A 24,014-nucleotide genomic window follows, 5' to 3' on the forward strand; every position below is an offset into this window, starting at 1 on the left:
TTGTAATCCGTGCGTGCCGACCAGTGGCTCGTCGAACGCGGCCTGGCCGCCAGCCGCAGCCAGGCGCAGCGCCTGATCGCGGCCGGTGCGCGCTGGCTGTCGCCCAGTGGCTGGAAGACGCTGGCCAAGAGCGACGAGCTGCCGCCGCACGCCGAGGTCGAGTTGCTCGACGCCGCCGAAGCGCGCTACGTCTCGCGCGGCGGGCTCAAGCTGGAGGGCGCGCTGCGTGCCACCGGGCTTCAAGTCACCGGCTGGCATGGCCTTGACGTGGGCCAGTCCACCGGCGGCTTCACCGACTGCCTGCTGCAGCACGGCGCGGCCAGCGTGGTGGGCGTGGACGTGGGCCACGGCCAGCTGCACCCGCGCCTGCGTGGCGATGCGCGGGTGCGGGTGCTGGAAGGCGTCAACGCACGGCATCTGGTCGCTTCTCAATTGATAGCTGCTGGCGCAGGTGGGACGGGCGCTGAAGGCCGATTTGGCTCGGATTTCGACCTGATCGTCGGCGACCTGTCCTTCATCTCGCTCACGCTGGTGCTGCCGGCGCTGGCGCCCTTGCTCAAGCCCGGCGGGCATCTGCTGCTGCTGGTCAAGCCGCAGTTCGAGTTGCAGCCGGCCGACATCGGCAAGGGCGGCATCGTGCGCGATGCGGCGCGGTACGCCCAGGTCGAGCAACGCCTGCGCGCGGCGTGTGCCGAGGCGGGCCTCGCCGTGCGGCACTGGCTGCCCAGCCCCATTGCCGGTGGCGACGGCAACCGCGAGTTCTTCATTCATGCCGCTGCGGCGGCCATTTCAGTGACCCAGACATGAGTTTCCCGATCAGCCTTGAATTCTTTCCGCCCAAGACGCCCGAAGGCGCCGAAAAGCTGCGCGTGGTGCGCAGCAAGCTGTATGCGCTGGCGCCCGACTTCTGCTCCGTCACCTTCGGCGCCGGCGGCTCGACGCAGGAGGGCACGCTGGACACCGTGCGCGAGATCGTCGGCGAAGGCCAGCACGGCGTGCCGCACCTGTCGTGCATCGGCCAGACGCAGGCGTCGATCCGCCAGCGCCTGGCGACCTACCAGGCCGCGGGCGTCAAGCGCATCGTGGCGCTGCGCGGCGACCTGCCCAGCGGCTATGGCAGCGGCGGCGAGTTCCGCTACGCCAGCGACCTGGTGGCCTTCATCCGCGCCGAAACGGGCGAGCACTTCAAGCTGGCCGTCGCCGCCTACCCCGAGTACCACCCGCAGGCCCGCTCGCCCGAGGCCGACATCGACGCCTTCGCCGCCAAGGTGCGCGCCGGGGCCGATGTGGGCATCACGCAGTACTTCTTCAACGCCGACGCCTACTTCCGCTATGTGGACGAGCTGCGCCGCCGCGGCGTCGACACGCCCATCGTGCCGGGCATCATGCCCATCACCAATTCCACGCAGCTGCTGCGCTTTTCCGACGCCTGCGGCGCCGAGGTGCCGCGCTGGATTCGCCTGCGCCTGCAGGCCTTCGGCGACGACGCGGCGGCCATCAAGGATTTCGGCGCCGACGTGGTGGCCGCGCTGTGCGAGCGCCTGCGCGCCGGCGGCGCGCCCAGCCTGCACTTCTACACGCTGAACCAGTCGGTGGCCACGCTGGAGGTGTGCCGGCGGCTCGGGCGCTGCGATTGAGCTTTATACGAAGATGGTTTGAATAAAGCGGCGTTTTCTGGACTTTCGTGTCTAAAAGACGCCGCTGCGACAGCTTGAAACATGCGCTGGGCCGGCTGCGCCGGTAAAATCCGCCCCCATGTTACGGGACACCTCTCCCGGCGCCCGCTTGCGCGGCGTGCCGGTTTCGGGAAGTGCACACCGTCTGCCGGCAGCCCGCTTGTTGTGTGTGGGCATGCTGTGGCTGGCAGCAGGGCCCCTGGCGGCCCAGACGGTGAGCCTGAACGCTTCCACATCATCCGCTCTCTCCGAGCCTTGCTCTTCGGCCAAGGCCGTGCACGACATGCGTTGCCCCAACTACACCGGCTTCAGGGCGCGGTTGGGCGGCGATGCGGGCGCGCGCGAAGCCGCGTCGGGCGATGGCGCGCAAGGCCTGGTCGAACCGCAGCGCCCGGCCCTGGGCCTGCGTGGCGGGCGCGACCTGGGGCGTGGCATGGCCTCGTGGTACGGGCCGGGCTTCCACGGCCGCCTGACGGCCAACGGCGAGAAGTTCGACATGCACGAGCTGACCGCCGCGCACAAGACCCTGCCCTTCGGCACCCGCGTGCTGGTGCACAACCCGCGCACCGGCAAGGAAGTGGTGGTGCGCATTAACGACCGCGGCCCGTTCATCAAGGGCCGCGTGATCGACCTGAGCAAGGCCGCCGCCAAGGCCCTGGGCATGAAGGGCCGCGGCCACGACGCCGTGGTGCTGCGCGAAGTGCGCCCGGCGCGCGCAGGCGGCGAGCTGGTGGCGGCAGGCGGCGATACCTGACGGCTCCGGTGCCCTGCCGCGCAGCCCTGGCACGCCGCACAGTGCCAGAACAAGCGATAGCCATTTGGCGCGGCTTCGCGGTATCAAAAAAGAAGCTGCTGGCGCCCGTTGACAGGGCGCCAGCGCCTTTTTTCAGCATCAGAAAAATTTGAGAGGTTCCCCCCTCTTGCAGAAGGGGTGTGCTCCTCTTTTCGGCCGCCGCCGTGGGCTGCGCCGCGGCGCGATCAGATCAGCGCTCGTCGTAGCTCACCGTCAGCCTGTCGGTGGTCGGCCGCGCCTGGCAGCTCAGCACGAAGCCTTGCGCCATCTCGGCTTCTTCCAGCGTGAAGTTCTTGTCCATGCTCACGCTGCCATCCAGCACCTTGGCGCGGCAGGTGCAGCACACACCGGCCTTGCAGGAATAGGGCAGATCGAGCCCCGCCGACAGCGCCACGTCCAGCACGTGCTGGTCGCGCCGCATGCTCAGCTCGTGCTGCTTGCCGTCGATGACCACGGTCAGATCCACCTGGCCAGCCGGTGCTTCCGGGTCGGCCTGCTCGACGGCGGCGCGGCGCGCGGCGGTGCTCAGCGCCTCCAGCGTGGGTGAGGTGAAACGCTCGCTGTAGATGCGGTCTTCGGGCACGCCGGCAGCCTTCAGCGCCGTCTGAACCTGCTCGATCATGGCCTCGGGACCGCACACGAACACCTCGTCCATGCTCCTGGCGGGCAGCAGCGTGTCGATCAGCTGCTGCACCTTGGCGGCGTCGATGCGGCCTTCCAGCATGGGCACTTCCTGCGCCTGGCGCGACAGGATGTGGATCAGCGTCAGGCGGTTCTTGTACTTGTCCTTCAGGTCCTGCAGCGCCTCGTTGAACATCACGCTGCTCATGCGGCGGTTGCCGTACACCAGGGTGAACTTGGCGCTGTCCGACTCTTCCATGGTGCTGGCGATGATGCTCAGGATGGGCGTGATGCCCGAGCCGGCCGCAAAGCCCACGCGGTGCAGCGCGCGCGGCTTCTTGATGGTGAAGCGGCCATCGGGCGGCATCACGGCCAGCTTGTCGCCGGCTTTCAATTGCGTGGCGGCCCAGTTCGAGAACACGCCGCCTTCCATGGGGCGGATGCCCACTTCCAGCTCCTTCGCCTGGCTGTAGCGGCTGCGCGTGCTGCAGATCGAGTAGTTGCGCCGCACGTCCTGCCCGTCGATGGTGGTGCGCAGGGTGAGGAACTGGCCGGGCTGGAAACTGAACGACTCCTGCAAATCATCCGGCACCGCAAAGGTGATGGCGACCGAGCCGGCGGCCTCGGGGCTGACGCGGGCGACGGTGAGATCGTGGAAGCGAGGAACAGACATGGGGTGAGCGCTCCTGGGAATCTTCTGGGATGTGAACGAGGTGGATGCCAAGCGAGGTTCGCCCGGCCGCTGCGCGCGTCCCTTGGGGGGAAGGCGCGCCGCGACTCAGGGTGGGCGTCAGAGCCTCTTGAAGTAATCGAACGGCTCCATGCAGTCGAGGCAGCGGTACAGCGCCTTGCAGGCGGTGGAGCCGAAATGCGAGGTTTCGGTGGTGTTGACCGAGCCGCACTGCGGGCAGGCCACTTCGACCTTGGCGGCGGCGTGCGGCGCGAACCGCAGCGCGGCCTCGCCCGGCGCCTGGGTGCCGCACTGGGGCGGCGCGATGCCGTAGGCGCGCAGCTTCTCGCGCGCCTCGGGCGTCATCCAGTCGGTGGTCCAGGCGGGGGCGAGCTGGGTGACGACGCGGCCTTCGACGCCCGCGCCCTTCAGCACGGCGCCGATGTCGTCGGCGATCTGGTCCATGGCGGGGCAGCCGCTGTAGGTGGGAGTGATGACCACCTCGACGCGGCCGTCGGCGCCGCGGCGCAGGTCGCGCAGGATGCCCATCTCGCGCAGGGTGACGACGGGGATCTCGGGGTCGGTCAGCTGGTCGAGCGCGCGCCAGAGCGGCGCGAACTCCGGCTCCCTCTCCCGCGGGGCGGGAGAGGGTTGGGGTGAGGGTGATGTGTCGCGCATGGCAGGCCGCCCCTCACCCCCACCCTCTCCCCAGAGGGGCGAGGGAGTAACAGCCAAAATGCGACCGTACGATCACCACGTCGCTCCCGGATGCGCGCGTGCCAGGCTCTGCATCTCGCCCAGCAGGTAGCTCAGGTATTCCGAATGCACGCCGCGCTTGCCTTCGGGAACATAGCGCTTCACATCGGCCGGGCGCTTCAGCGTGGCTTCGGCGATGGCTTCGTCGACCATCTGGTGCCACGCGGCGCGCAGGCTGGGCACGTCAACGCCGGAGCCCGATGCATTCGCCTCGGACTCCAGCGCGCTGGCGGTCCAGAACTCTTCGGTGAAGGGCAGCAGGTAATCCAGCGCGGCCTGCGCGCGGCGCTGCGACTCCTCGGTGCCGTCGCCCAGGCGCAGCAACCAGTCGCGCGAATGGCGCAGGTGGTAGCGCACTTCCTTCAGGCTCTTGGCGGCGATGGCGGCCAGATGCTCGTCGGTGGACTGCTGCAGCCGTTCCCACACCTGCACCATCAGCGCGCTGTAGAGGAAGTTGCGCACGATGCTCACCGACCAGTCGCGCGCGCCGCCGGCGGCGGGCACCAGGCCGGTGTGGTGCGGCAGCTCCAGCAGCACGTAGTTGCGGAAGTCGCTGTCGCCACGGAAGTAGGCCAGCGTGTCTTCGGTGATCGCGCCAGCGGGCCAGGTGGCGCCGCGCGGCGCGCGCACGTCGCCGTTCAGCCGCTCGGCGGCATATTGGTACAGCAGGCGCGCCTGGCCGATCAAATCGAGGCTGTTGTTGGCCATGGCCAGGTCTTCTTCCAGCACCGGCGCGTGGCCGCACCATTCGGCGTTGCGCTGGCCCAGCACCACGGCGTTGTCGGCCAGGTGCAGCAGGTAGTCGATGGGCGCTTGCTTTTTTGTAGCTGCTGGCGCTGTTCTGGCGGGCGCCAGGGCCGTATCCGATTCTGCGTGCATCACATGTGCCCCACTTCTTCAGGAATTTCGTAGAACGTGGGGTGGCGGTAGATCTTGTCGCTGGCCGGCTCGAACAGCTGGTCCTTCTCGCTCGGGTCGCTGGCGGCGATCAGGTGCGAGGGCACGACCCAGATCGACACGCCTTCCTGCCGGCGCGTGTAGACGTCGCGCGCCATCTGCAGCGCGTGCTGCGCATCGCTGGCGTGCAGGCTGCCGCAGTGCTTGTGCTCCAGGCCTTGCTTGGATCGAACAAAGACTTCCCAAAGCGGCCAGTCTTTCAGGGCGGGTTGTGCGGTGCTCATCGTGTGTTCTCCGGGGTGTTTGTCTTACGCGGCTTTCAGCGCGCGTTGTCTCTGCTTCTCGGCATGGGCCAGCGCCGCGTCGCGCACCCAGGCGCCGTCGTCGTGCGCCTTCACGCGCGTGGCCAGGCGCTCGCGGTTCATGGGGCCGTGGCCGTTCACGGTCTGCCAGAACTCGTCCCAGTCGATTTCGCCGTGGTCGTAGTGGCCGCGTTCTTCGTTCCACTTCAGCTCGGGGTCGGGCAGCGTCACGCCCAGCACGGCGGCCTGCGGCACGGTGGCGTCGATGAACTTCTGGCGCAAATCGTCGTTGCTGATGCGCTTGATGCCCCAGCGCATGCCGTCGCTGGAGTGCATGCTGTCCTTGTCGGACGGGCCGAACATCGCCAGGCACTTCCACCAGGTGCGGTTCACGGCGTCCTGCACCATGTCGCGCTGGGCCTGGCTGCCTTTCATCATCACCAGCAGGGCCTCGTAGCCCTGGCGCTGGTGGAAGGATTCTTCCTTGCACACGCGCACCATGGCGCGCGCGTAGGGGCCGTAGCTGCAGCGGCACAGCGGGATCTGGTTCATGATCGCCGCGCCGTCGACCAGCCAGCCGATCACGCCCACGTCGGCCCAGTTCAGCGTGGGGTAGTTGAAGATGGAGCTGTACTTGGCGCGGCCGGAGTGCAGGGCATTCAGCATGTCGTCGCGGCTGGTGCCCAGCGTTTCGGCGGCGCTGTACAGGTACAGGCCGTGGCCGCCCTCGTCCTGCACCTTGGCGATCAGGATGGCCTTGCGCTTCAGGCTGGGCGCGCGGCTGATCCAGTTGCCCTCGGGCAGCATGCCGACGATTTCGGAATGCGCGTGCTGGCTGATCTGGCGCACCAGGGTCTTGCGGTAGGCCTCGGGCATCCAGTCGCGCGGCTCGATGCGGCCATCGGCGGCGATGCGCGCCTCGAACTGCGCCATCAGCGCGGCGTCGTTCTCGGAAGCGGGCTTGGGCACGGCCTTGAGGCCGGCCTTGGCGTCGGCGTCGTCGGGCACGGAAAAGGATTGGGTGTACACGCGGATGTCTCCTGTCGTGGGTGGTTGGCGCGCGGCCAACACCGCACGCCATGAAATGCGCGAAACCGGAGTATAGAGAATTAGCCGACCGAGCGGTCGGTTAATTGGTCGGCCGGGGTTGAGGGTTTTCCCGCGCCGTCAACCAGCGTCGCCGGCTTCCACCGACCAGGCATGCCCGCGCCCACGGCCGTCGCCCAGGGCTTGCAGCACGAGAGGCAGCGCCGCGTCCAGCGTGCCCTTCAGGCTGTGCGGCGGGTTGATGACGAACATGCCGCTGGCCGACAGCCCGGCGCCGCCGGGTGCAGCGCCCACGTTGAGCGTGGCGTGCAGCCAGGTGCGCCCGGCCTGTTGTGCCAGCGTCTTGAGCCGGCGCGGCAGGCCATGCGCCTCGGGGCGCCCGATGATGGGGTACCAGACGAGGTACACGCCGGTGGCAAAGCGCTTCAGCGCATCCTGCACGGCCGCGGCCACCTTGGCGTAGTCGCTCTTGATTTCGTAGCTGGGGTCGATCAGCACCAGCGCCCGGCGCGAGCCGCCAGCGGCCGGTGGTGGTGGCAGCAGTGCCTTCAGGCCATCGAAGCCGTCCTGCCGCGCCATCGTCACCTGGCGGCCAGCCTCCAGTTGCTCGATGTGCGCCTGCAGTGCCTGGGCGTCGGTGGGGTGCATCTCGAACAGCTTCAGGCGGTCGTGCACCGGCGCGCGCGCGGGCTCGGTCATCAGGGCGTGCATCAGCAAGGGCGAGCCGGGGTAGACGCGCCAGTCGTCGTTGCCATCGCGGTTGAAGCCGGCGATCAGGGCCAGATAGTCGGCGAGTGCATCTGCTTCATTATTGATAGCTGCTTGCGCTTTATTGGCGGGCGCTGAAGCCGATTTTTCATCGAAATCAGGATGGGCCCACAGCGCCTGCATGCGCGCGATGCCGGCCGCCGCCTCGCCCGAGGTCTGCGCCGCGCCGCCGTCCAGCCGGTAGATGCCCGCGCCCGCGTGGGTGTCGACCAGCAACAGTGGCGAATCCTTGCGCATCAGGTGTCGCAGCGTCGCCAGCAGCGTGATGTGTTTCAGCACGTCGGCATGGTTGCCGGCGTGGAAGGCGTGGCGGTAGCTGAACATGCGGGCATGGTACCCGCGCCGCGGTGCTGCGCCGCCCGTCCCGCAAATCGGGGGTGTGAGCGCGCGCCTGAAAACGTAGAATTTCGTGCTAATAAAAGGATGCGAAGAGGTGAGGAATGGAACTGGAAGTGCCGCCGTGCTCCGACAGTGAACTGGCGTTGCTGCTGGCCAAGTGGAGCGAGCGCGCCGAGTCGCGCGAACCCCTGGCGCTGGCCATGGCGCGGGCCTTTGCGCGCGAATCGGCCCGGCGCATCGCCCTGCGGCGCAAGCCCGATGCGCGGCTGACGCCGCCGCCATGGCATTGAGCGCCCGGGTTCTTGCCTGACGGCGCCGCGCCGGGGTAGAATCAAAGGCTTTGCAGCGCTTTGCAAGACCCCGCGGCAAGCGGTGAATCGCCTTTCTTTACAGGGGGCGGGGCGCCGAAACCCACCTAAGAGGCTCCCGTCACAAGAGGAGCACCGACCGTGGAAAAGGGTCTGACCAAACCATCCTTTGCACAGGAAAACTCATGAAAACGTTCAGCGCGAAACCCGCTGACGTGACGCACGAGTGGTTTGTGATTGACGCCACCGACAAGGTGCTCGGACGGGTAGCCAGCGAAGTTGCCCTCCGTCTGCGCGGCAAGCACAAGGCCATTTACACGCCTCACGTCGATACCGGCGACTACATCGTGGTCGTCAACGCCTCCAAGCTCCGCGTCACCGGCGCGAAAGAGCTCGACAAGAAGTACTACCGCCACACCGGCTATCCGGGTGGTCTGCGCGAGACCAACTTCCGCGACCTGCAGGCCAAGCACCCCGGCCGCGCGCTGGAGAAGGCCGTCAAGGGCATGCTGCCCAAGGGCCCGCTGGGCTACGCCATGATCAAGAAGCTGAAGGTGTACGGCGGCGCCGAGCACCCGCACAGCGCCCAGCAGCCCAAGGCGCTGGAAGTCTAAGGAGCCGATGCAATGATTGGTGATTGGAACAATGGCACCGGCCGTCGCAAGTCCAGCGTCGCCCGCGTGTTTCTGAAAAAAGGCTCCGGCAAGATCACGGTGAACGGCAAGGACATTGCTGACTTCTTCGGCCGCCAGACCTCGATCATGATCTGCAAGCAGCCGCTGGTGCTGACCGACAACGTCGAGACCTTCGACGTGCAGGTCAACGTGCACGGCGGCGGCGAATCCGGCCAGGCCGGTGCGGTGCGCCACGGCATCACCCGCGCGCTGATCGACTACGACGCGAACCTGAAGCCGCAGCTGTCGGCCGCCGGTTTCGTCACGCGCGACGCGCGCGAGGTCGAGCGCAAGAAGGTCGGTCTGCACTCCGCCCGCCGTCGCAAGCAGTTCAGCAAGCGCTGATTCCGCTGCAGGCAACCGAAGGAACCGCGCGGCCGTCAGGCTGGCGCGGTTTTTTCTTGGGCGTGCCGCCCCGCGCTGGCGGGCAGCGTGGTAAAAGCAGGGCAACCAATCAAGGAGTCCGTGAGATGCTGGGCATCAAGTCGAAGTTGTCGGTTCGCAGCACCATCGGCGCCGGCATGCGTGTGCAGGGGCCGTGCACATTCCAGGACGGCCTGCAGATTGACGGCACGGTGCTGGGTGATGTGATCGCCGAAGGCGGCCAGCCCAGCGTGCTGGTGATCGGCGAGGGCGGCAGCGTGGAAGGGGCGATCAGCGCCGACCACGTGGTGATCGGCGGCACGGTGGTCGGCCCGGTGCTGGCGCGCGAGCTGCTGGAGCTGCAGTCGAAGGCGCGCGTGCAGGGCGATGTGCGCTACAAGTCGCTGGAAATGGCGCAGGGTGCGGTGATTGCCGGCCAGTTGCAGCCGCAGCTGACGCCGCCGCCCGTGGCGCACGAGCCGATGGCCTCCAATTCACCGGCCGAGGAGCCGCGCGAGCCCACCGAGCCGACGCTGGACCTGGACCGGCCGTGAAGCGAAAACCCGACTAATTCGATATACTATTGGTCAATTCGTTTTTGACCGCAGGAACCGCCATGAGCGCCGTAGCCCAAGACATTCAAACCCCCACCGCGATGCCTGACCCGATCCTCTTCAGCGACAGCGCGGCCGCCAAGGTGGCCGACCTGATCGCGGAAGAAGGCAACCCCGACCTGAAGCTGCGCGTGTTCGTGCAGGGCGGCGGCTGCTCGGGCTTCCAGTACGGCTTCACCTTCGACGAGATCGCCAACGAGGACGACACGACGATGACCAAGAACGGCGTCTCGCTGCTGATCGACGCCATGAGCTACCAGTACCTGGTCGGCGCCGAGATCGACTACAAGGAAGACCTGCAGGGCGCGCAGTTCGTCATCAAGAACCCCAACGCCCAGACCACCTGCGGCTGCGGCTCGTCGTTCTCGGTGGCGGACGAGTAAGCCCACTGCACTTTAATTTGTATAGTGGCATGCGCAGGTCTGGTAAGCATTTCAAGAGAAATCGATCTGAAATCCTTTGTGGATGAGCGCAAGCAGCTATTATTTTTGATGTTTCTGCCAAGACTCCCCGCATCACAAGCGGCCGGGTTGAGCCAACGAAAAAAGGGCGCCCTGGGCGCCCTTTTTTGTGGTTGCGTGCGACCTACTCGAAGCTGCTGCGCGTGATCTCGCCGGCGGCGGTCAGCTGCATCTTCATGCCGGACGACCACTTGGCGAACGCCGCCTTGCCGCCGGGCGACACGGGCACGTACTCGCGCTGCTCGGCCAGCACTTCGGTCGGGTCCTGCGGCGTGTTGTCGATGCGGAACTCGAAATGCAGGTGCGGGCCGGTCGACACGCCGGTGGAGCCCACGGCACCGATCTTCTCGCCCTGCATCACGTTGTCGCCCACCTTCACGTCGATGCGCGACAGGTGCGCGTACAGCGTCGAATCCTTGGCGTTGCGGTGGCGAATCTGGATCACGTTGCCGTAGCCGTTCTGCACGCCGGCAAAGGTGACCACGCCGTCGCCGATGGTGCGCACCGGCGTGCCGGTGGGGGCGGCGTAGTCGACGCCGTTGTGCTCGCGGCTGTAGCCGTACACCGGGTGGTTGCGCATGCCGAAGCCGCTGGTGATGCGCGACACCTCCATCGGCGACAGCAGGTAGGCCTTGCGCAGGCTCTGGCCGTCGGGGGTGTAGTAGGCGCCCTTGGTCGCGCCCTGTTCCTTGAACCAGATGGCCTGGTGCGTCCGGCCGCGGTTGACCACCTCGGCGCTCAGGATCTTGCCGGCGCGCATGGTTTCGCCGTCGGCTTCCAGCGTTTCGTAGACCACCGAGAAGCGGTCGCCCCGGCGCAGGCCGCGGTGAAAGTCGACGTTGGACTCGAAGATCTCGGTCAGCTGCTTGGTCACGCTGTCGGGCAGGTTGGCCTCGTCGGTGGCGGCGAACAGCGTGCCGCGGATGGTGCCGCTGGCGATGCGCTGGTTGGCCACCAGGGGCGCGGTCTCGACGCGCACGCTGAAAGCGTCGCCCGCCTTCTCGACCACCAGGCGCTTGAAGTTCTCGTCGTCGTTCTTGTCGAGCCAGTGGGTCTGCAGCTTGAGCAGTTCCTGCCGGTCGCTGGCCTCGGCCGTCACCAGGCGGGTGAAGCGGCCGAACAGCGCCTGGCGCGTGGTCTCGTTCTTGCGCAGGAAGGCCGCGGCGGCCGGGTCGGCCAGGCCCAGCCGCTTGAGCAGCGCCTCGGGCGTGTCGTTGCTGCGGGTCGATTCGCTGCGGTAGAGGGTAAAGGAATGGGTGTCCAGGATGTCGGTCTGGGCGCCCAGTTGCGGCTCCACCGACTCGGCCACCAGGCGCAGCGGCGCGGTGGGGGCGGTGGGCGCCAGCGAGGCCACGGCAAACGCGCCGCCGCCGCCGCACAGCATGAAGCCGGCGATGACCGCGGTGATGCGTTTGGGGTGACGGTGGATGAAATCAGCGACGGCCAGGCCGGAGGAAATCAGTTGTTGCTTCACGCGACGTTGTTCCGGAATTCGTTGCAGTCAGGCGACAGACATGGGCAGCGGGTCACCTGTCGAAGCGCTCTGTCGAAGAGAGCCGGGCCTCTAGAATCGGGCCTTAACGCGCCAGTATAACGTCGTAGGCAAGCTCCTACAACCAAAAGCACATGAAAACTGACACCGATATTACGAACCCGCCGGTATCCGACCGCGTGCGCGAGGCCATGGCCATTTCGCTGCGCGGCTGCGAGGAGCTGCTGCCGCAGGAGGACTGGCTGAAGAAGCTGGCCCGGTCGGAGGCCAGCGGCCAGCCGCTGCGCATCAAGCTGGGGCTGGACCCGACGGCGCCCGACATCCACATCGGCCACACCGTGGTGCTGAACAAGATGCGCCAGCTGCAGGACCTGGGGCACCAGGTGATCTTCCTGATCGGCGACTTCACCACGCTGATCGGCGACCCCAGCGGCCGCAACACCACCCGCCCGCCGCTGACCGAGGAGCAGATTCGCGCCAACGCCGAGACCTACAAGACGCAGGCCTTCAAGGTGCTCGACCCCGCCCGCACCGAGCTGCGCTACAACAGCGAGTGGAGCGACGCGCTGGGCACGCGCGGGCTGATCAAGCTGGCGGCCAAATACACCGTGGCGCGCATGATGGAGCGCAACGACTTCCACGAGCGCTTCCACGCCGGCAACTCGATCAGCATCCACGAGTTCCTCTACCCGCTGATGCAGGGCTACGACTCGGTGGCGCTCAAGTCCGACATTGAACTCGGCGGCACCGACCAGAAGTTCAACCTGCTGATGGGCCGCCACCTGCAGCAGGAGTATGGCCAGGAGCCGCAGTGCATCCTGACCATGCCGCTGCTGGAAGGGCTGGACGGCGTCGAGAAGATGTCGAAGTCGAAGAACAACTACATCGGCATCACCGAAGACGCCAACACCATGTTCGCGAAGGTGCTGTCGATCAGCGACGAGCTGATGTGGCGCTGGTACACGCTGCTGTCGTTCAGGTCGATGGCCGACATCGAGGCACTGCAGGCCGAGGTGGGCGCCGGCCGCAACCCGAAGGACGCCAAGGTGATGCTGGCCAAGGAGATCACGGCGCGCTTCCATTCGGCCGCGGCGGCCGATGCCGCTGAAGCCGACTTCACCAACCGCAGCAAGGGCGGCGTGCCGGACGAGATTCCCGAAGTGTCGCTGGCCGCGGGCGAGGGCGGCGCGCTCGGCATCGGCCTGGTGCTCAAGCAGTCCGGGCTGGCGCCGTCGACCAGCGAGGCCAACCGCCTGATCGACGGCGGCGGCGTGCGCGTCGATTCCGGCGTGGTCAGCGACAAAGGGCTGAAGCTGAAAGCGGGCACTTACGTCGTGCAGGTGGGCAAGCGCAAGTTCGCCCGCGTGACGCTGGCCTGAAGCACACCTGCCGGCGGCTCAGGCCGCGGCCGTCTCGGGCGCCGGAAAGCCGTTGCGCCCCGGAAACTCCGGCGCCAGCGCGCGCGCGTTGGGCATCTTCAGCCACAGGCGCAGCATCTTGCGGCGCAGGGCCAGGTGTTCGTGGTCCTCGAACTCGGTGCGCGAGTGCAGCACGGCGTAGTTGTTGGCGAATTGCAGGTCGCCGGGCTCCAGCATCATGTCCAGGCGCAGCGCCGGGTCGGCCATCACGCGGTCGAACACGTCCAGCGCCTCGATTTCGACGCGCGACAGCGGCAGCTTGCAGATGTCGGCGCCCAGCTCGATGTACTGGCGCAGATAGCGGCAGCTCAGCTTGCCCTGGTGGTAGCTGAAGATGGGCGACAGGCTGGGCTGCGGCTCGCACAGGTGGGCGAAGTGGATGGGGCGGTAGTACAGGCCCAGCAGCTCGCGGTGCTTGTCCAGGATCTCGTTGTAGATCGCCGCCACGCTGACCAGGCTGGACAGGCCGCCCTGCCGCGCCTTGCGCACGCACATCAGGCCCACCACGTCGGACGGGTCGGAGTGGTAGGGCAGGTACAGGTTGGTTTCGTAGACGCGGGTGTTCTTGTCGTGGATGTCGCCCACGTTCATCACCTCGCCCAGCAGGTCGCCGCGCGGGTTCTGGCACACCGGCTGGCCCAGGTGCAGGCCGATGCCGTAGGTGATGGCGTTGATCTCGGCGTCGCTGTAGCGCTCGACGGGCAGGCCGCGCAGCAGCTTGAAGCCGCGGCCGTTTTCCAGCTCGTCGGCGAAGGCGGTCAGGCGCGGCACCAGCGGTGCGATCGGGAAGTCCTGCGCGCCGAAGTGCGGAAACGCGCGGCCGCGCGCCTTCAGCGTCGCCAGCGCGGCGTCCAGCACGGCGATGTCGTCGGGCGTGAAGTGGTACAGCCAGGCCGGGTCGGCCGCGATGTTGGGGCCTTTCCAGGCGGCGGGGCCGGTGATCTTTTCTTTCAGGATGACGCTCATGGCTGCTCCGGGGGCGGCAGGTGGGTGGGGTTGAAACGGCAAGATTAACGTCAGCGCCGGCAAAGCGCCATGATCTGCCGCAATTGCTTCAATAACGATAGCTGCCGGCGCCCGGCACATGGGCGCAAAACCCCGTTTTGGCCATAAGCGCCGTGCCGGCTGCGCGCGGCCGCCGATGCTTGTCGCCGCGCTTGGCGACAATGCCGGCATGAACGCCCTTGCTTCCGTCCGCGCCTGGATGACGCCGCGCCGCCTGATGGCGGTGTCGGTGGTCGTGGCGCTGATGACGATCACCCTCAAGACAGCGGCGTGGTGGATCACCGGCTCGGTCGGCCTGCTGTCGGATGCCATGGAATCCTTCGTCAACCTGGCGGCCGCCATGTTCGGCCTGCTGATGGTGACGGTGGCCGCGCGCCCGGCCGACGACGACCACCCCTACGGCCACGACAAGGCCGAATACTTCTCGTCCGGCTTCGAGGGCATTCTGATCATCGGCGCCGCGGCGGCCATCATCTGGACGGCGTTGCCGCGCTTCTGGAACCCGCAGCCGCTGGAGCAGGTGGGCTGGGGCCTGGCGCTGTCGGTAGCCAGCTCGGTGCTCAACGGCGTGCTGGCCTGGGTGATGCTGCGCGCCTCGCGCATGCACCGCTCGATCGCGCTGGAGGCCGATGCCAAGCACCTGCTGACCGACGTCTGGACGTCGGCCGGCGTGGTCGCCGGCCTGTTGCTGGTGGGCGTGACCGGCTGGCGGTGGCTGGACCCGCTGGTGGCCATCGGCGTGGCGCTGAACATCGTGTGGGAGGGCGCGCGGTTGATCTGGCGCTCGTGGAGCGGGCTGATGGACAGCGCCGTCGAGCCCGAAGTGCACGGCGACATCGAAGCCGTGCTGGAGCGCTTCAGCCAGCGGCTGGGCGACCAGCACGTGGTGCTGTTCGACCACCTGATGACGCGCCGCGCCGGCCAGCGCCGCTTCATCAACGTGCACATGCACGTGCCGCCGACCTGGACGCTGGGCCGCGCCGACGACCTGCGCCACCAGGTCGAGCACGCGCTGGCCGAGGCGGTGCCGGGCCTGCACGCCAGCATCCAGATGCTGCCCGACGGCGTGGAGCCGATCACCGTCGACCTGAACGAGCCGCTGGAGGGCGCGCCCGAAAGCCTGCATGCGCATTGAGGGTGCATACAATTTCGATAGCGTCCAGCGCCTGTACAGCAATGTTTTCAAGGGAAAATGATCTGAAATCGAGCGTGGGTGGGCGCAAGCAGCTATTGTTTTTCATTGATCATGAAGAACTCTCAGATCACGCGCAAACCGCACCTGCGGTGTGGGAGCGGGCTTGCCCGCGATCAAGCCGTGGTGGCGACCAGACGCTTCATCGCGGGCCAGCCCGCTCCCACAACGCTGTCTGGTTGCGCATCCAGTGTTTTTGAATCCCGGCCGATGAGGCCATCACCGCGTTCCGCCCCATGCAAGCCCTGATCCAGCGCGTCTCCGAAGCCCGTGTCACCGTCGATGGCCGCGTCACCGGCGCCATCGGCCCCGGCCTGCTGGTGCTGCTGTGCGCCGAGCGCGGCGACGACGAGGCCGTGGCCGACCGGCTGCTGGCCAAGCTGCTCAAGCTGCGCATCTTCAGCGACGCCGCCGGCAAGATGAACCTGAGCGTGCAGGACGTGGGCGGCGGGCTGCTCATCGTCAGCCAGTTCACGCTGGCGGCCGACACGGCGGGCGGCAACCGGCCGAGCTTCACCAATGCCGCGCCGCCCGAGCTGGGCCGCCACCTGTACGAGCATTTCGTCGCCCAGGCGCGCGCTGCCCACCCCGAGGTGGCCACCGGCGAATTCGCCGCCGACATGCAGGTGGCGCTGGTCAACGACGGGCCGGTGACGATTCCGCTGCGGATGAGTGCTGCGGCCTGATGCTTTGCTTTTGATAGCTTCCAGCGCTTGCTGTACAAGCGCTGCAGGCCAATTTCACTGATAGGGGTTGGGCTGCCCCAGCGCGGCCAGGATGGCGGCTTCCTGCGCCTCCATCGCCTCGGCGTCGGCCTCGCTGGTTTCGTGGTCCCAGCCCTGCGCGTGCAGCGTGCCGTGCACCAGCAGGTGGGCGTAGTGCTCGGCCAGGGGCTTGCCCAGCTCGGCCGCCTCGCGCGCCACCACCGGCGCGCACAGCACCAGATCGGCCGCCACCACCGGCGCGCCGCTGTAGTCGAAGGTCAGCACGTTGGTGGCGTAGTCCTTGCCGCGGAAATCGCGGTTGAGCTGCCGGCCCTCGTCGGCATCGACGATGCGCACCGTGATCTCGGCCGCCTGCACGTCGCCACCCAGCGCGGCGCGCACCCAGCGCAGCACCTTGTGGCGCGGCAGCGCGGCGCGGTGCGCGGCCACGCCGTCGAAACGGGCGAACTGCAGGCTGAGGCTCAGGGGCGGCTGGGGCATGGGCTGCTGGGAGGCGTTGGCTGGCGCGGCTGTGTGGTCTTGAATTGATAGCTGCCTGCGCCCATCATTGAACGATTTCAGATGGAAATATGCCTGAAATCCTTGTATATCAAGCGCAAGCAGCTATCGAAACAGCTTGATTGTCAACCAGTCTCAGACTGCTTTGTGGGAGCGGGCTGGCCCGCGATGAGGCGCCTCGTCGCAATGAACGCCGGATCGCGGGCCAGCCCGCTCCCACACAGCGGATGCGGTCCGCGTGTCATCCGGGTCTTCTCGATGATCAAGCCAATGAGGTTCATCACGCTGCCGACGCCTTGCCCGCATGGCGCGGCGCGGCGTCGTAGGCGTCCACGATGCGCGCCACCAGCGGGTGCCGCACCACGTCGGCGCTGGTGAAGCGGGTGAAGGCCAGGCCCTTGACGCGGCGCAGCACGCGCTCGGCGTCCACCAGGCCGCTGGTGGCGCCCTTGGGCAGGTCGACCTGGCTCACGTCGCCGGTCACCACGCAGCGGCTGCCGAAGCCGATGCGGGTGAGGAACATCTTCATCTGCTCGGGCGTGGTGTTCTGCGCCTCGTCGAGGATGACGAAGGCGTGGTTCAGCGTGCGCCCGCGCATGAAGGCCAGCGGCGCGATCTCGAGCTGGTTGCGCTCGAAGGCCTTTTGCACGCGATCGAAGCCCATCAGCTCGTACAGCGCGTCGTACAGCGGGCGCAGGTAGGGGTCGACCTTCTGCGTCAGGTCGCCGGGCAGAAAGCCCAGGCGCTCGCCGGCCTCGACCGCCGGGCGCGTGAGCACGATGCGCTGCACGCTTTGCCGCTCCAGCGCGTCGACGGCGCAGGCCACGGCCAGGAAGGTCTTGCCGGTGCCGGCGGGGCCGATGCCGAAGGTGATGTCGTGGTGGGCGATGTTGTCGAGGTACACGCTCTGGTTGGGCGTGCGCGCCTGCAGGTCGGCACGGCGCGTGGCCAGCACCAGGCGGCCGTCGGCGCCTTCGGCCAGCGGCTCGCCGTCGCCGGCCAGCATCAGCTGCACGGTGTCGGGCTTGATGGGGCGGTCGGCCAGTTCGTACAGCGCCTGCAGCACGGTGAGCGCGCGCTCGGCCTGCTTCTTGGGGCCGTCGATCTTGAACTGCTCGTGCCGGTGCGCGATGGCCACCTGCAGCCCGGCCTCGATGGTGCGCAGGTGCTCGTCCATGGGGCCGCACAGGTGGGCCAGCCGGGTGTTGTTGAGGGGGGTGAAGGTATGGCGCAGAATCACCGCCGCATTGTCACCCATCGTGCCGTGAGCTTCATCCACCCGCCGCCCGCGACCACGCCGGCCGCGCTCGACACCGAGCGCGGCCTGCTCGACAGCGCGCGCGCGCCGCTGGGCGGCGAGGCGGCAGGGCGGCCCGCGGCGTCGCGCACCGCCGGCTGGCTGCGGCGCCACGCGCTGCTGCTGGCGGTGCTGTGGATCACGCTGGCCGGCGTGGTGGCCACGGCGCTGTCGATGGCGCGGCCCTGGGTGGGCGTGCAGCTGGGGGTCGTCGGCGATCAGGTGGAGGTGCTGGCGGTGCATGACCGCAGCCCGGCGCAGGACGCCGGTCTGCGCCCCGGCATGCGCCTGCTGGCCGTCACCTCGCTGCTGGACGATGCCAGCATCACGCTGGAGCCCGCCGACCTGGTGGAGAACCCCGACCAGCTGCCGAGCTATGCCGCGTGGGCGCGCTTCTACGAGCGGCAGGACCTGCTGGCGCGCCTGTGGGGCGAGCCGCTGGTGGGGCTGCAGGTGCAGGCGCCCGAGGCGGCGCCGGTCGGCATCGAACTGGCGCCGGCCAAGGAGCGGCCGTTCCGCGCCCTGTCGAACGTATTCTGGTTCCTGTTTCTGGTGCAGGCCGTCAGCCTGCTGGCCGCGGCCTGGGTGCTGGTGGTGTACCCGACGCAGGCGGCCACGGTCTGCTCGTCGCTGGCGGCGCTGATGCTGAGCGTGCTGCTGAGCTGCGCCGCGGTGTTCAGCGGGCGCGAGCTGGCGCTGCCGGCCGGGCTGTTCCACACCCTGCTGTTCATCAACCACGCCGCCAGCATCGGTGCACTGCTGTTCCTGGCGGGCTTGCTGACGAATTTTCCGGTTCGCCTGCCGGGCGCGGGCTGGCACAAGGCCGCGGTGGCGGGCGTGTTCGGGCTGTGGGCGCTGGCCAATGCGCTGTGGTGGCTGCCGTCGCCCAACTGGGCCAGCCGCGGCATGCTGCTGGCGGGCGTGGGGCTGGCGTTTCTGCAGATGGCGCGGCAATGGCGCGCCAGCGCGGCGCACACGCCCGAGCGCACCCTCCTGCGCACGCTGGCGCTGCCTTGGGGGCTGGCGCTGGCGGCGCTGCTGGGCCTGCAGGAAGGCGTGCTGATGTTCGGCGGCACGCCGCCGGTGGCGCAGGCGTGGCTGTTCGGCCTGATCTTCGCGACCAGCGTGGGCACGGCGCTGGGCCTGCGCGGCTCGCGCGCGTTCGATCTGGACGACCGGGCCATGCAGGCGCTGCTCAGCCTGGGCGCGGGCATCGGCACCTTGGTGTGCTATCGGCTGATCCAGGCCACCGAATGGCTCAACGACGATCTGGCGATGCTGGTGGCGGTGCTCCTGTTCGGCCTGACCTATGTGCCGCTGTCCAGCGGCGTGTGGGGGCGCAGCATCCTGCGGCGCGGCCCGACGCCGCGCGAGCTGACCAGCGGCATTCTGGCGCTGGGCCTGGCGCCGCCGGGCGAGCGCCTGCAGCACTGGGCCAACCTGCTGACGCAGACGCTGCAGGTGCGCCAGCTGGGCCACGAGCCGCCGCCGGCCGAGCTGCGCAGCGCGCTGGAGCCGACGGTGAGCGCCAATGGCCAGGTGCTGTGGGTGCCGCCGGTGGCCGAGCTGCCCGGCTTCACGCTGTGGGCGCGCGACCGCGGCGGGCGCCTGTTCTCGCGCGGCGACCGGCGGCTGGCGCAGCGCCTGTCCGAGCTGGTGGTGCAGACCATCCAGGCGCACGATGCCTACGTGCGCGGCGCCAGCGACGAGCGCGAGCGCATCGCCGACGACCTGCACGACGACCTGGGCGCCAAGCTGCTGTCGCTGGTGCATGCCAGTGGGCAGACCGACCCGGCGGTGAGCAGCCAGGCGCGCCAGGCGCTGGAGGAGATGCGCCTGTCGGTGCGCAACCTGAAGGCGCAGCCGCTGCCGGTGGCCGACGTGCTGGCCGACTGGCGCGCCGAGACCGTGTCGCGCCTGACGGCGGCCGGCATCGAGGTGGACTGGGACGCCACCCTGCCCGACGGCATGGTGCTGATGCCGGTGCGCGCCGGCGCACAGCTGACGCGGGTGCTGCGCGAGGCGGTCTCCAACGTCATCCGCCACAGCGGCGCCGGGCATTGCCGCGTGCGGCTGCAGGTGACCGAGGGCGACCTGCAGCTGGAGGTGGAAGACAACGGCCGCGGGCTGGACACGGTGGCGCTGGCCCGCTCGGCCGGGCACGGCCTGCCCAACATCGAGCGGCGCGTGCGCCGGCTGGGCGGCACGCACCGCTTCACCACCGGCAGCCTGGGTGGCACGCTCCTGCTGGTGCGGGTGCCGCTGGAGCCGTTGCGGCCCTGATACCGTTTGGCGTTCAAAACGATGACAAGTGACCGCGGCTGGCGCCGCATGACAAATGACGAATGTCTTCTTTGTCATTGAAGCGCAGCGAAGTCATTTGTCATTCGTCATTTTTGAAAGCGCATTGGTATGAGCGTGCGCTGGCGCGCGGGCGGGCGGCCTGCGGCGGCGGATAGCGGACTTATTCCCGCATTCGGGGCGCGAAGGTGGCCCCCTATCGGCGCGGCCGGCTCGCGGCTGCTTAACATGCCGCGGTCATGAAAGCCCTGCTTGTCGTCGAAGATCTGCCGGCCATCTGCGAATGGCTGGTCGAAACCGCGCGCCTGGCGTTTCCCGACACCGAGGTGGTGGCCGTGGCGCGCTGCAGCGAAGGCATCGAGCAGGCGGCGCTGCGGCCGTTCGACGTGGCGCTGGTCGACCTGGGCCTGCCCGACGGCAGCGGCGTGCAGGTCATCCAGGCGCTGCGCAACCACCAGCCCTCGGCCGTGCCGGTGGTGGTGACCATCCACGACGACGATGAACACCTGTTTCCGGCCCTGCAGGCGGGCGCCTTCGGCTATCTGCTGAAGGACGGCCCGCGCCACATCATCATTGCGCAGCTGCGCCGCATCGCCGAGGGCGAGCCGCCGCTGTCGCCGCCGATCGCGCGGCGCGTGCTCACCTACTTCAGCGCCGGCGGCCCGCGCGGCGTGGACGTGACGCGCTTCGACCCCAACGAGGTGGCGCTGAACGCGCGCGAGACCGAAATCCTGCAGCGCGTGGCCAAGGGCTACACCCTGCCCGAGATCGCCGGCCAGCTGGGTCTGTCGCGCCACACCGTGGCCGACTACGTCAAGCAGATCTACCGCAAGCTCAACGTCTCCTCGCGCGCCGAGGCGGCGCTGGAGGCAGCGCGGCGTGGGCTGGTGCGGCCCTGAGCGGCGGTCCACGAAGCCCTCGCGCCACGCTGGCCCCTGCGGTTGCCGTCAGCCGTTTGCCGCGCCTGAAACAGGCGATAGCCATTTGACAACATGTTGAAATATGAAAACAGGAGCTGCTGGCGCCTGATAGACGGGCGCCAGATCCTGATTCGATACCTGGAAAAATCTGGCAAGTCCCCCCCCCCTGCCACGCGCCGCCTTTTCGGCCGCGCAGTCCCCGGTTCGTATCATCGAGCCTCCCCCGCGCGCCCGGCGCGGCCCAACCCGTGCCCCCTGACTGAAAGCCTGCCCGTGATCGGACGCCTCAGCGGCCTGCTGGCCGAAAAGAACCCGCCGCAAATCCTGATCGACTGTCAGGGCGTCGGCTACGAAGTGTGGGTGCCCATGAGCACCTTCTACAACCTGCCCGCGCTGGGCGAGCGCACCACGCTGCTGACGCACTTCGTGGTGCGCGAGGACGCGCAACTGCTGTACGGCTTCGGCAGCGACACCGAGCGCGCCGCCTTCCGCGAACTCATCAAGATCGGCGGCATCGGCCCGCGCATGGCGCTGGCTGTGCTGTCGGGCATGAGCGTGGCCGACCTGGCGCAGGCCGTCAGCACCCAGGACGGCGCACGCCTGACCAAGGTGCCCGGCATCGGCAAGAAGACCGCCGAGCGCCTGCTGCTGGAGCTGAAAGGCAAGCTCGGCGCCGACCTGGGCGCGCCGCAGGCACCCGCCAGCGATGCGCAAAGCGACATCCAGCAGGCCCTGCTGGCGCTGGGCTACAGCGACAAGGAAGCCGCCGCCGCACTCAAGACCCTGCCGCCGGACGTGGGCGTGAGCGAGGGCATCAAGCTCGCGCTGCGTGCGCTGGCCAAGTAAGCCCATACTTCTGTTTTGTTACGGCGGCGTCAACTTACTCCGTTAGCATGCGCGGCGCGGCATCGGCGGTTCGCCCGCGCAGCCCTTTCCTGAAGCCATCCTCCTGGAGCCCTTTCTCATGCGAGTCAACGCTTTCTCCGCGCTGCTGGCGCTTGGCACCCTGGTCACGCTGGCCGCCTGCAGCGGCGGGCCCGGCGCCAGCGCCGCCGACGCCCAGGCCAAGCCCGCCGCCGCCACGCGCGCGACCACCGGCCAGCCGCCGCGCAACCAGTGCAACGCCCAGGCCGTGCAGTCGCTGGTGGGCCAGCCCTTCACCGACGCCACCCTGGCCCAGGCCCTGGCCGCCGCCGGTGCCGACGAGGCCCGCATGCTGCGCCCCGACAGCATGATCACCAAGGAATACCAGGTCGGTCGCCTCAACGTGATCGTGGGCGCCGACAACCGCATCACCCGCGTGCACTGCGGCTGATCCGTTCCCCTTCAACCTGAACCGAACGCACACCATGCTGAAACGACACGTCTTGTGGACGGCCCTGGCCGCCTCCCTGGCCCTGGCCGCCTGCGGCGGCTCCGACGATGAGCCCGCACCGGCACCGGCACCGGCACCGGCACCGGCACCGGCACCGGCACCGGCACCGGCGCCCGCGCCTGGTGGCGACCGCATCGAGCCGCTGGACACCGCCACCCTGCCGCGCAGCACGCCGGCCAAGACCGCCGCCGCCGTGGCCAGCCGCCTGCCGGCGGGCGCCGCCGTGGGTCAGGTGGCCCTGGGGCCGCTGGCCGCCGCCAAGTCCGCCGCGCCCGCCGCCAAGGGCACGGCGCTGCAGATCGGCGAAGGCCGCGATGTTCGCGCCACCGCCACCACCGCCGAACTGGCCCGCCACCTGCGCTGGGCCACCCTGACCGACGGCTCGCGCGTGGCGGCCGTGGCCTTCACGGCCGAGGGCGCCAAGGCGGTGCGCCTGGGCGTGCTGGCGCAGGCAGTGCCCGAGGGCGCGGTGCTGCGCTTCTACGGCGCCAGCGGCGAAGTGGTGGAGATGACCGCCGCCGAGCTGAGTGCCTTGCGCCAGGCCAACGAAAGCGCCGGCCTGAAGGCCGATGCCGCGCGCATGGTCTGGGGCCCCGACACGCCGGGCGCCGTCAGCACGCTGGAAGTGCAGCTGCCCGCCGGTGTGGCCACCGACCAGCTGCAGCTGGCCGTGCCGCAGCTGTCGCACCTGACGCAGACGGTGGCGCAGGCCATGGAGCAGCCGAAGGACGTCGACGAGATCGGCAACGCGGGCAGCTGCAACGTCGACGTCATGTGCGGCAGCTACCAGACCGAAGGCCGAGCGGTGGCCAAGATGGTGTTCACCGAAGGTGGCAGAACCTTGCTCTGCACCGGCACGCTGCTGAACGACACGCGCAACAGCCTCACCCCGTACTTCCTGACGGCCGCGCACTGCATCTCGAGCCAGGAAGCGGCCAGCAACCTGATCACCTACTGGTTCTTCCGCGCCGAATCGTGCGGCAGCGCCCCCCGGTTCGACCCCAACGCCGTGCGCATGACCGGCGGCGCGCGCCTGCTCTATACGCGCGCCATTGTCGACACCACCCTGGTGCAGCTCAACAGCGCCCCACCGGCCAACGTGGTGTACGCCGGCTCGTACTTCGGCAGCGAAGCGGTGCCGGGCGTTGACGTGCTGGGTGTGCACCACCCCGCGGGCGACCTGCAGAAGATGAGCATCGGCAGCATCCGCGGTTACACCAACTGCAGTTTCGGCAGTAATGGCAGCGCGCAGTGCCTGGAGGCCGGCGTGAGCGATGGCGCCATGTTCCGCGTTTCCTGGCGCCAAGGCACCACCGAAGGCGGCAGCAGCGGCTCGGCGATCTTCGTGCAGGCCAACGACGTTCGCTACGTCGTGGGCGCGCTTAGCTCGGGCAGCGCCAGCTGCCAGAACCCGAGCGGCACAGACGCCTACGGCCGCTTCGAGCTTTCGTTCGCGGACGGCATCCGCAACTGGCTGACGCGCTGACGCGCTGACGCCAGCG

The 24,014-nt window shown here is 68.6% G+C and carries 26 protein-coding genes; 16 read left to right on the top strand and 10 right to left on the bottom strand.

Features of this window, described 5'->3' with window-relative positions:
* The first annotated feature begins 9 nt into the window (after positions 1–9).
* The 3 genes from ACFSCU_RS04485 to ACFSCU_RS04495 all read left to right on the top strand — a co-directional run bounded on the left by ACFSCU_RS04485 (position 10) and on the right by ACFSCU_RS04495 (position 2,430).
* Complete coding sequence (locus ACFSCU_RS04485) at positions 10–807, top strand: TlyA family RNA methyltransferase (protein ID WP_180550707.1); 798 nt, start codon at positions 10–12, stop codon at positions 805–807.
* Positions 804–1,637: a methylenetetrahydrofolate reductase [NAD(P)H] gene (gene metF, locus ACFSCU_RS04490; RefSeq protein ID WP_180550708.1), complete on the top strand. Its 834-nt coding sequence runs from the start codon at positions 804–806 to the stop codon at positions 1,635–1,637. The genes ACFSCU_RS04485 and metF overlap by 4 nt, the downstream gene beginning before the upstream one ends.
* Before the next feature lie 322 nt (positions 1,638–1,959).
* The gene (locus ACFSCU_RS04495) at positions 1,960–2,430 is read left to right on the top strand and encodes a septal ring lytic transglycosylase RlpA family protein (RefSeq protein WP_180550709.1); all 471 of its coding nucleotides are present in this window, start codon (positions 1,960–1,962) and stop codon (positions 2,428–2,430) included.
* 229 nt (positions 2,431–2,659) lie between these two features.
* Here ACFSCU_RS04495 and paaE read toward each other — a convergent pair whose 3' ends face one another.
* From paaE to ACFSCU_RS04525, 6 genes are all read right to left on the bottom strand, one after another.
* On the bottom strand, positions 2,660–3,763 hold the full coding sequence (gene paaE, locus ACFSCU_RS04500) for a 1,2-phenylacetyl-CoA epoxidase subunit PaaE (protein WP_377560019.1): 1,104 nt from the start codon (positions 3,761–3,763) through the stop codon (positions 2,660–2,662).
* A 117-nt stretch (positions 3,764–3,880) separates the two neighbouring features.
* Positions 3,881–4,438, bottom strand: a complete 558-nt coding sequence (gene paaD, locus ACFSCU_RS04505) for a 1,2-phenylacetyl-CoA epoxidase subunit PaaD (RefSeq protein WP_377560020.1) — start codon at positions 4,436–4,438, stop codon at positions 3,881–3,883.
* A 72-nt stretch (positions 4,439–4,510) separates the two neighbouring features.
* Positions 4,511–5,395 carry a 1,2-phenylacetyl-CoA epoxidase subunit PaaC gene (gene paaC / locus ACFSCU_RS04510; protein ID WP_333706345.1) on the bottom strand — a complete coding sequence of 295 codons (885 nt, stop codon included), beginning with the start codon at positions 5,393–5,395 and terminating at the stop codon, positions 4,511–4,513.
* On the bottom strand, positions 5,395–5,697 hold the full coding sequence (gene paaB / locus ACFSCU_RS04515; protein ID WP_180550710.1) for a 1,2-phenylacetyl-CoA epoxidase subunit PaaB: 303 nt from the start codon (positions 5,695–5,697) through the stop codon (positions 5,395–5,397). Before paaB ends, paaC begins: the two co-directional genes overlap by 1 nt.
* Before the next feature lie 24 nt (positions 5,698–5,721).
* On the bottom strand, positions 5,722–6,684 hold the full coding sequence (paaA, locus tag ACFSCU_RS04520; RefSeq protein ID WP_333706367.1) for a 1,2-phenylacetyl-CoA epoxidase subunit PaaA: 963 nt from the start codon (positions 6,682–6,684) through the stop codon (positions 5,722–5,724).
* A gap of 198 nt (positions 6,685–6,882) precedes the next feature.
* Complete coding sequence (locus ACFSCU_RS04525; protein ID WP_180550711.1) at positions 6,883–7,854, bottom strand: 23S rRNA (adenine(2030)-N(6))-methyltransferase RlmJ; 972 nt, start codon at positions 7,852–7,854, stop codon at positions 6,883–6,885.
* A gap of 116 nt (positions 7,855–7,970) precedes the next feature.
* On the opposite strand from ACFSCU_RS04525, the gene ACFSCU_RS04530 reads away from it, so the two are divergent.
* From ACFSCU_RS04530 to erpA, 5 genes are all read left to right on the top strand, one after another.
* Positions 7,971–8,159: a hypothetical protein gene (locus tag ACFSCU_RS04530; RefSeq protein ID WP_180550712.1), complete on the top strand. Its 189-nt coding sequence runs from the start codon at positions 7,971–7,973 to the stop codon at positions 8,157–8,159.
* 203 nt (positions 8,160–8,362) lie between these two features.
* On the top strand, positions 8,363–8,791 hold the full coding sequence (gene rplM / locus ACFSCU_RS04535; protein WP_180550713.1) for a 50S ribosomal protein L13: 429 nt from the start codon (positions 8,363–8,365) through the stop codon (positions 8,789–8,791).
* A gap of 12 nt (positions 8,792–8,803) precedes the next feature.
* Complete coding sequence (gene rpsI, locus ACFSCU_RS04540; RefSeq protein ID WP_333706342.1) at positions 8,804–9,196, top strand: 30S ribosomal protein S9; 393 nt, start codon at positions 8,804–8,806, stop codon at positions 9,194–9,196.
* A gap of 125 nt (positions 9,197–9,321) precedes the next feature.
* A complete protein-coding gene (locus ACFSCU_RS04545) occupies positions 9,322–9,768 on the top strand; it encodes a bactofilin family protein (RefSeq protein WP_333706341.1) in 447 nt (148 codons plus the stop codon).
* Positions 9,769–9,830: 62 nt separating this feature from the next.
* A complete protein-coding gene (gene erpA, locus ACFSCU_RS04550) occupies positions 9,831–10,211 on the top strand; it encodes an iron-sulfur cluster insertion protein ErpA (protein WP_180550714.1) in 381 nt (126 codons plus the stop codon).
* Between the two features lie 202 nt (positions 10,212–10,413).
* Here the strand turns inward: erpA and ACFSCU_RS04555 are convergent, their stop codons facing one another.
* The gene (locus tag ACFSCU_RS04555) at positions 10,414–11,763 is read right to left on the bottom strand and encodes a M23 family metallopeptidase (RefSeq protein WP_308645846.1); all 1,350 of its coding nucleotides are present in this window, start codon (positions 11,761–11,763) and stop codon (positions 10,414–10,416) included.
* Between the two features lie 152 nt (positions 11,764–11,915).
* Between ACFSCU_RS04555 and tyrS the strand changes: the two genes are divergently transcribed.
* On the top strand, positions 11,916–13,160 hold the full coding sequence (gene tyrS, locus ACFSCU_RS04560; RefSeq protein WP_180550715.1) for a tyrosine--tRNA ligase: 1,245 nt from the start codon (positions 11,916–11,918) through the stop codon (positions 13,158–13,160).
* A gap of 18 nt (positions 13,161–13,178) precedes the next feature.
* Here tyrS and ACFSCU_RS04565 read toward each other — a convergent pair whose 3' ends face one another.
* The gene (locus tag ACFSCU_RS04565; protein ID WP_180550716.1) at positions 13,179–14,165 is read right to left on the bottom strand and encodes a TauD/TfdA family dioxygenase; all 987 of its coding nucleotides are present in this window, start codon (positions 14,163–14,165) and stop codon (positions 13,179–13,181) included.
* A 208-nt stretch (positions 14,166–14,373) separates the two neighbouring features.
* Between ACFSCU_RS04565 and ACFSCU_RS04570 the strand changes: the two genes are divergently transcribed.
* Both ACFSCU_RS04570 and dtd read left to right on the top strand, forming a co-directional pair.
* Positions 14,374–15,339 (top strand): cation diffusion facilitator family transporter, encoded by a 966-nt coding sequence (locus ACFSCU_RS04570; protein WP_180550717.1) that lies wholly within the window; start codon positions 14,374–14,376, stop codon positions 15,337–15,339.
* 293 nt (positions 15,340–15,632) lie between these two features.
* Complete coding sequence (gene dtd, locus ACFSCU_RS04575) at positions 15,633–16,082, top strand: D-aminoacyl-tRNA deacylase (RefSeq protein WP_180550718.1); 450 nt, start codon at positions 15,633–15,635, stop codon at positions 16,080–16,082.
* A 54-nt stretch (positions 16,083–16,136) separates the two neighbouring features.
* On the opposite strand, the gene ybeY is transcribed toward dtd, so the two are convergent.
* A complete protein-coding gene (gene ybeY / locus ACFSCU_RS04580; protein ID WP_180550719.1) occupies positions 16,137–16,601 on the bottom strand; it encodes an rRNA maturation RNase YbeY in 465 nt (154 codons plus the stop codon).
* Positions 16,602–16,899: 298 nt separating this feature from the next.
* A complete protein-coding gene (locus ACFSCU_RS04585) occupies positions 16,900–17,859 on the bottom strand; it encodes a PhoH family protein (protein WP_377560021.1) in 960 nt (319 codons plus the stop codon).
* A 24-nt stretch (positions 17,860–17,883) separates the two neighbouring features.
* On the opposite strand from ACFSCU_RS04585, the gene ACFSCU_RS04590 reads away from it, so the two are divergent.
* From ACFSCU_RS04590 to ACFSCU_RS04610, 5 genes are all read left to right on the top strand, one after another.
* Positions 17,884–20,199, top strand: coding sequence for a sensor histidine kinase (locus ACFSCU_RS04590; RefSeq protein WP_180550720.1), 2,316 nt, complete (start codon positions 17,884–17,886; stop codon positions 20,197–20,199).
* A 257-nt stretch (positions 20,200–20,456) separates the two neighbouring features.
* Positions 20,457–21,116, top strand: a complete 660-nt coding sequence (locus ACFSCU_RS04595) for a response regulator (RefSeq protein WP_180550721.1) — start codon at positions 20,457–20,459, stop codon at positions 21,114–21,116.
* Positions 21,117–21,410: 294 nt separating this feature from the next.
* Positions 21,411–21,983 (top strand): Holliday junction branch migration protein RuvA, encoded by a 573-nt coding sequence (gene ruvA, locus ACFSCU_RS04600; RefSeq protein WP_180550722.1) that lies wholly within the window; start codon positions 21,411–21,413, stop codon positions 21,981–21,983.
* A 118-nt stretch (positions 21,984–22,101) separates the two neighbouring features.
* Positions 22,102–22,452 carry an I78 family peptidase inhibitor gene (locus ACFSCU_RS04605; protein WP_180550723.1) on the top strand — a complete coding sequence of 117 codons (351 nt, stop codon included), beginning with the start codon at positions 22,102–22,104 and terminating at the stop codon, positions 22,450–22,452.
* Positions 22,453–22,486: 34 nt separating this feature from the next.
* Positions 22,487–23,998, top strand: a complete 1,512-nt coding sequence (locus tag ACFSCU_RS04610; RefSeq protein ID WP_377560022.1) for a trypsin-like serine peptidase — start codon at positions 22,487–22,489, stop codon at positions 23,996–23,998.
* The last annotated feature ends 16 nt before the right edge of the window (positions 23,999–24,014 follow it).

The sequence above is a fragment of the Ottowia beijingensis genome (assembly GCF_042680925.1).
GTDB classification, from domain to species: Bacteria; Pseudomonadota; Gammaproteobacteria; order Burkholderiales; family Burkholderiaceae_C; genus Ottowia; species Ottowia beijingensis.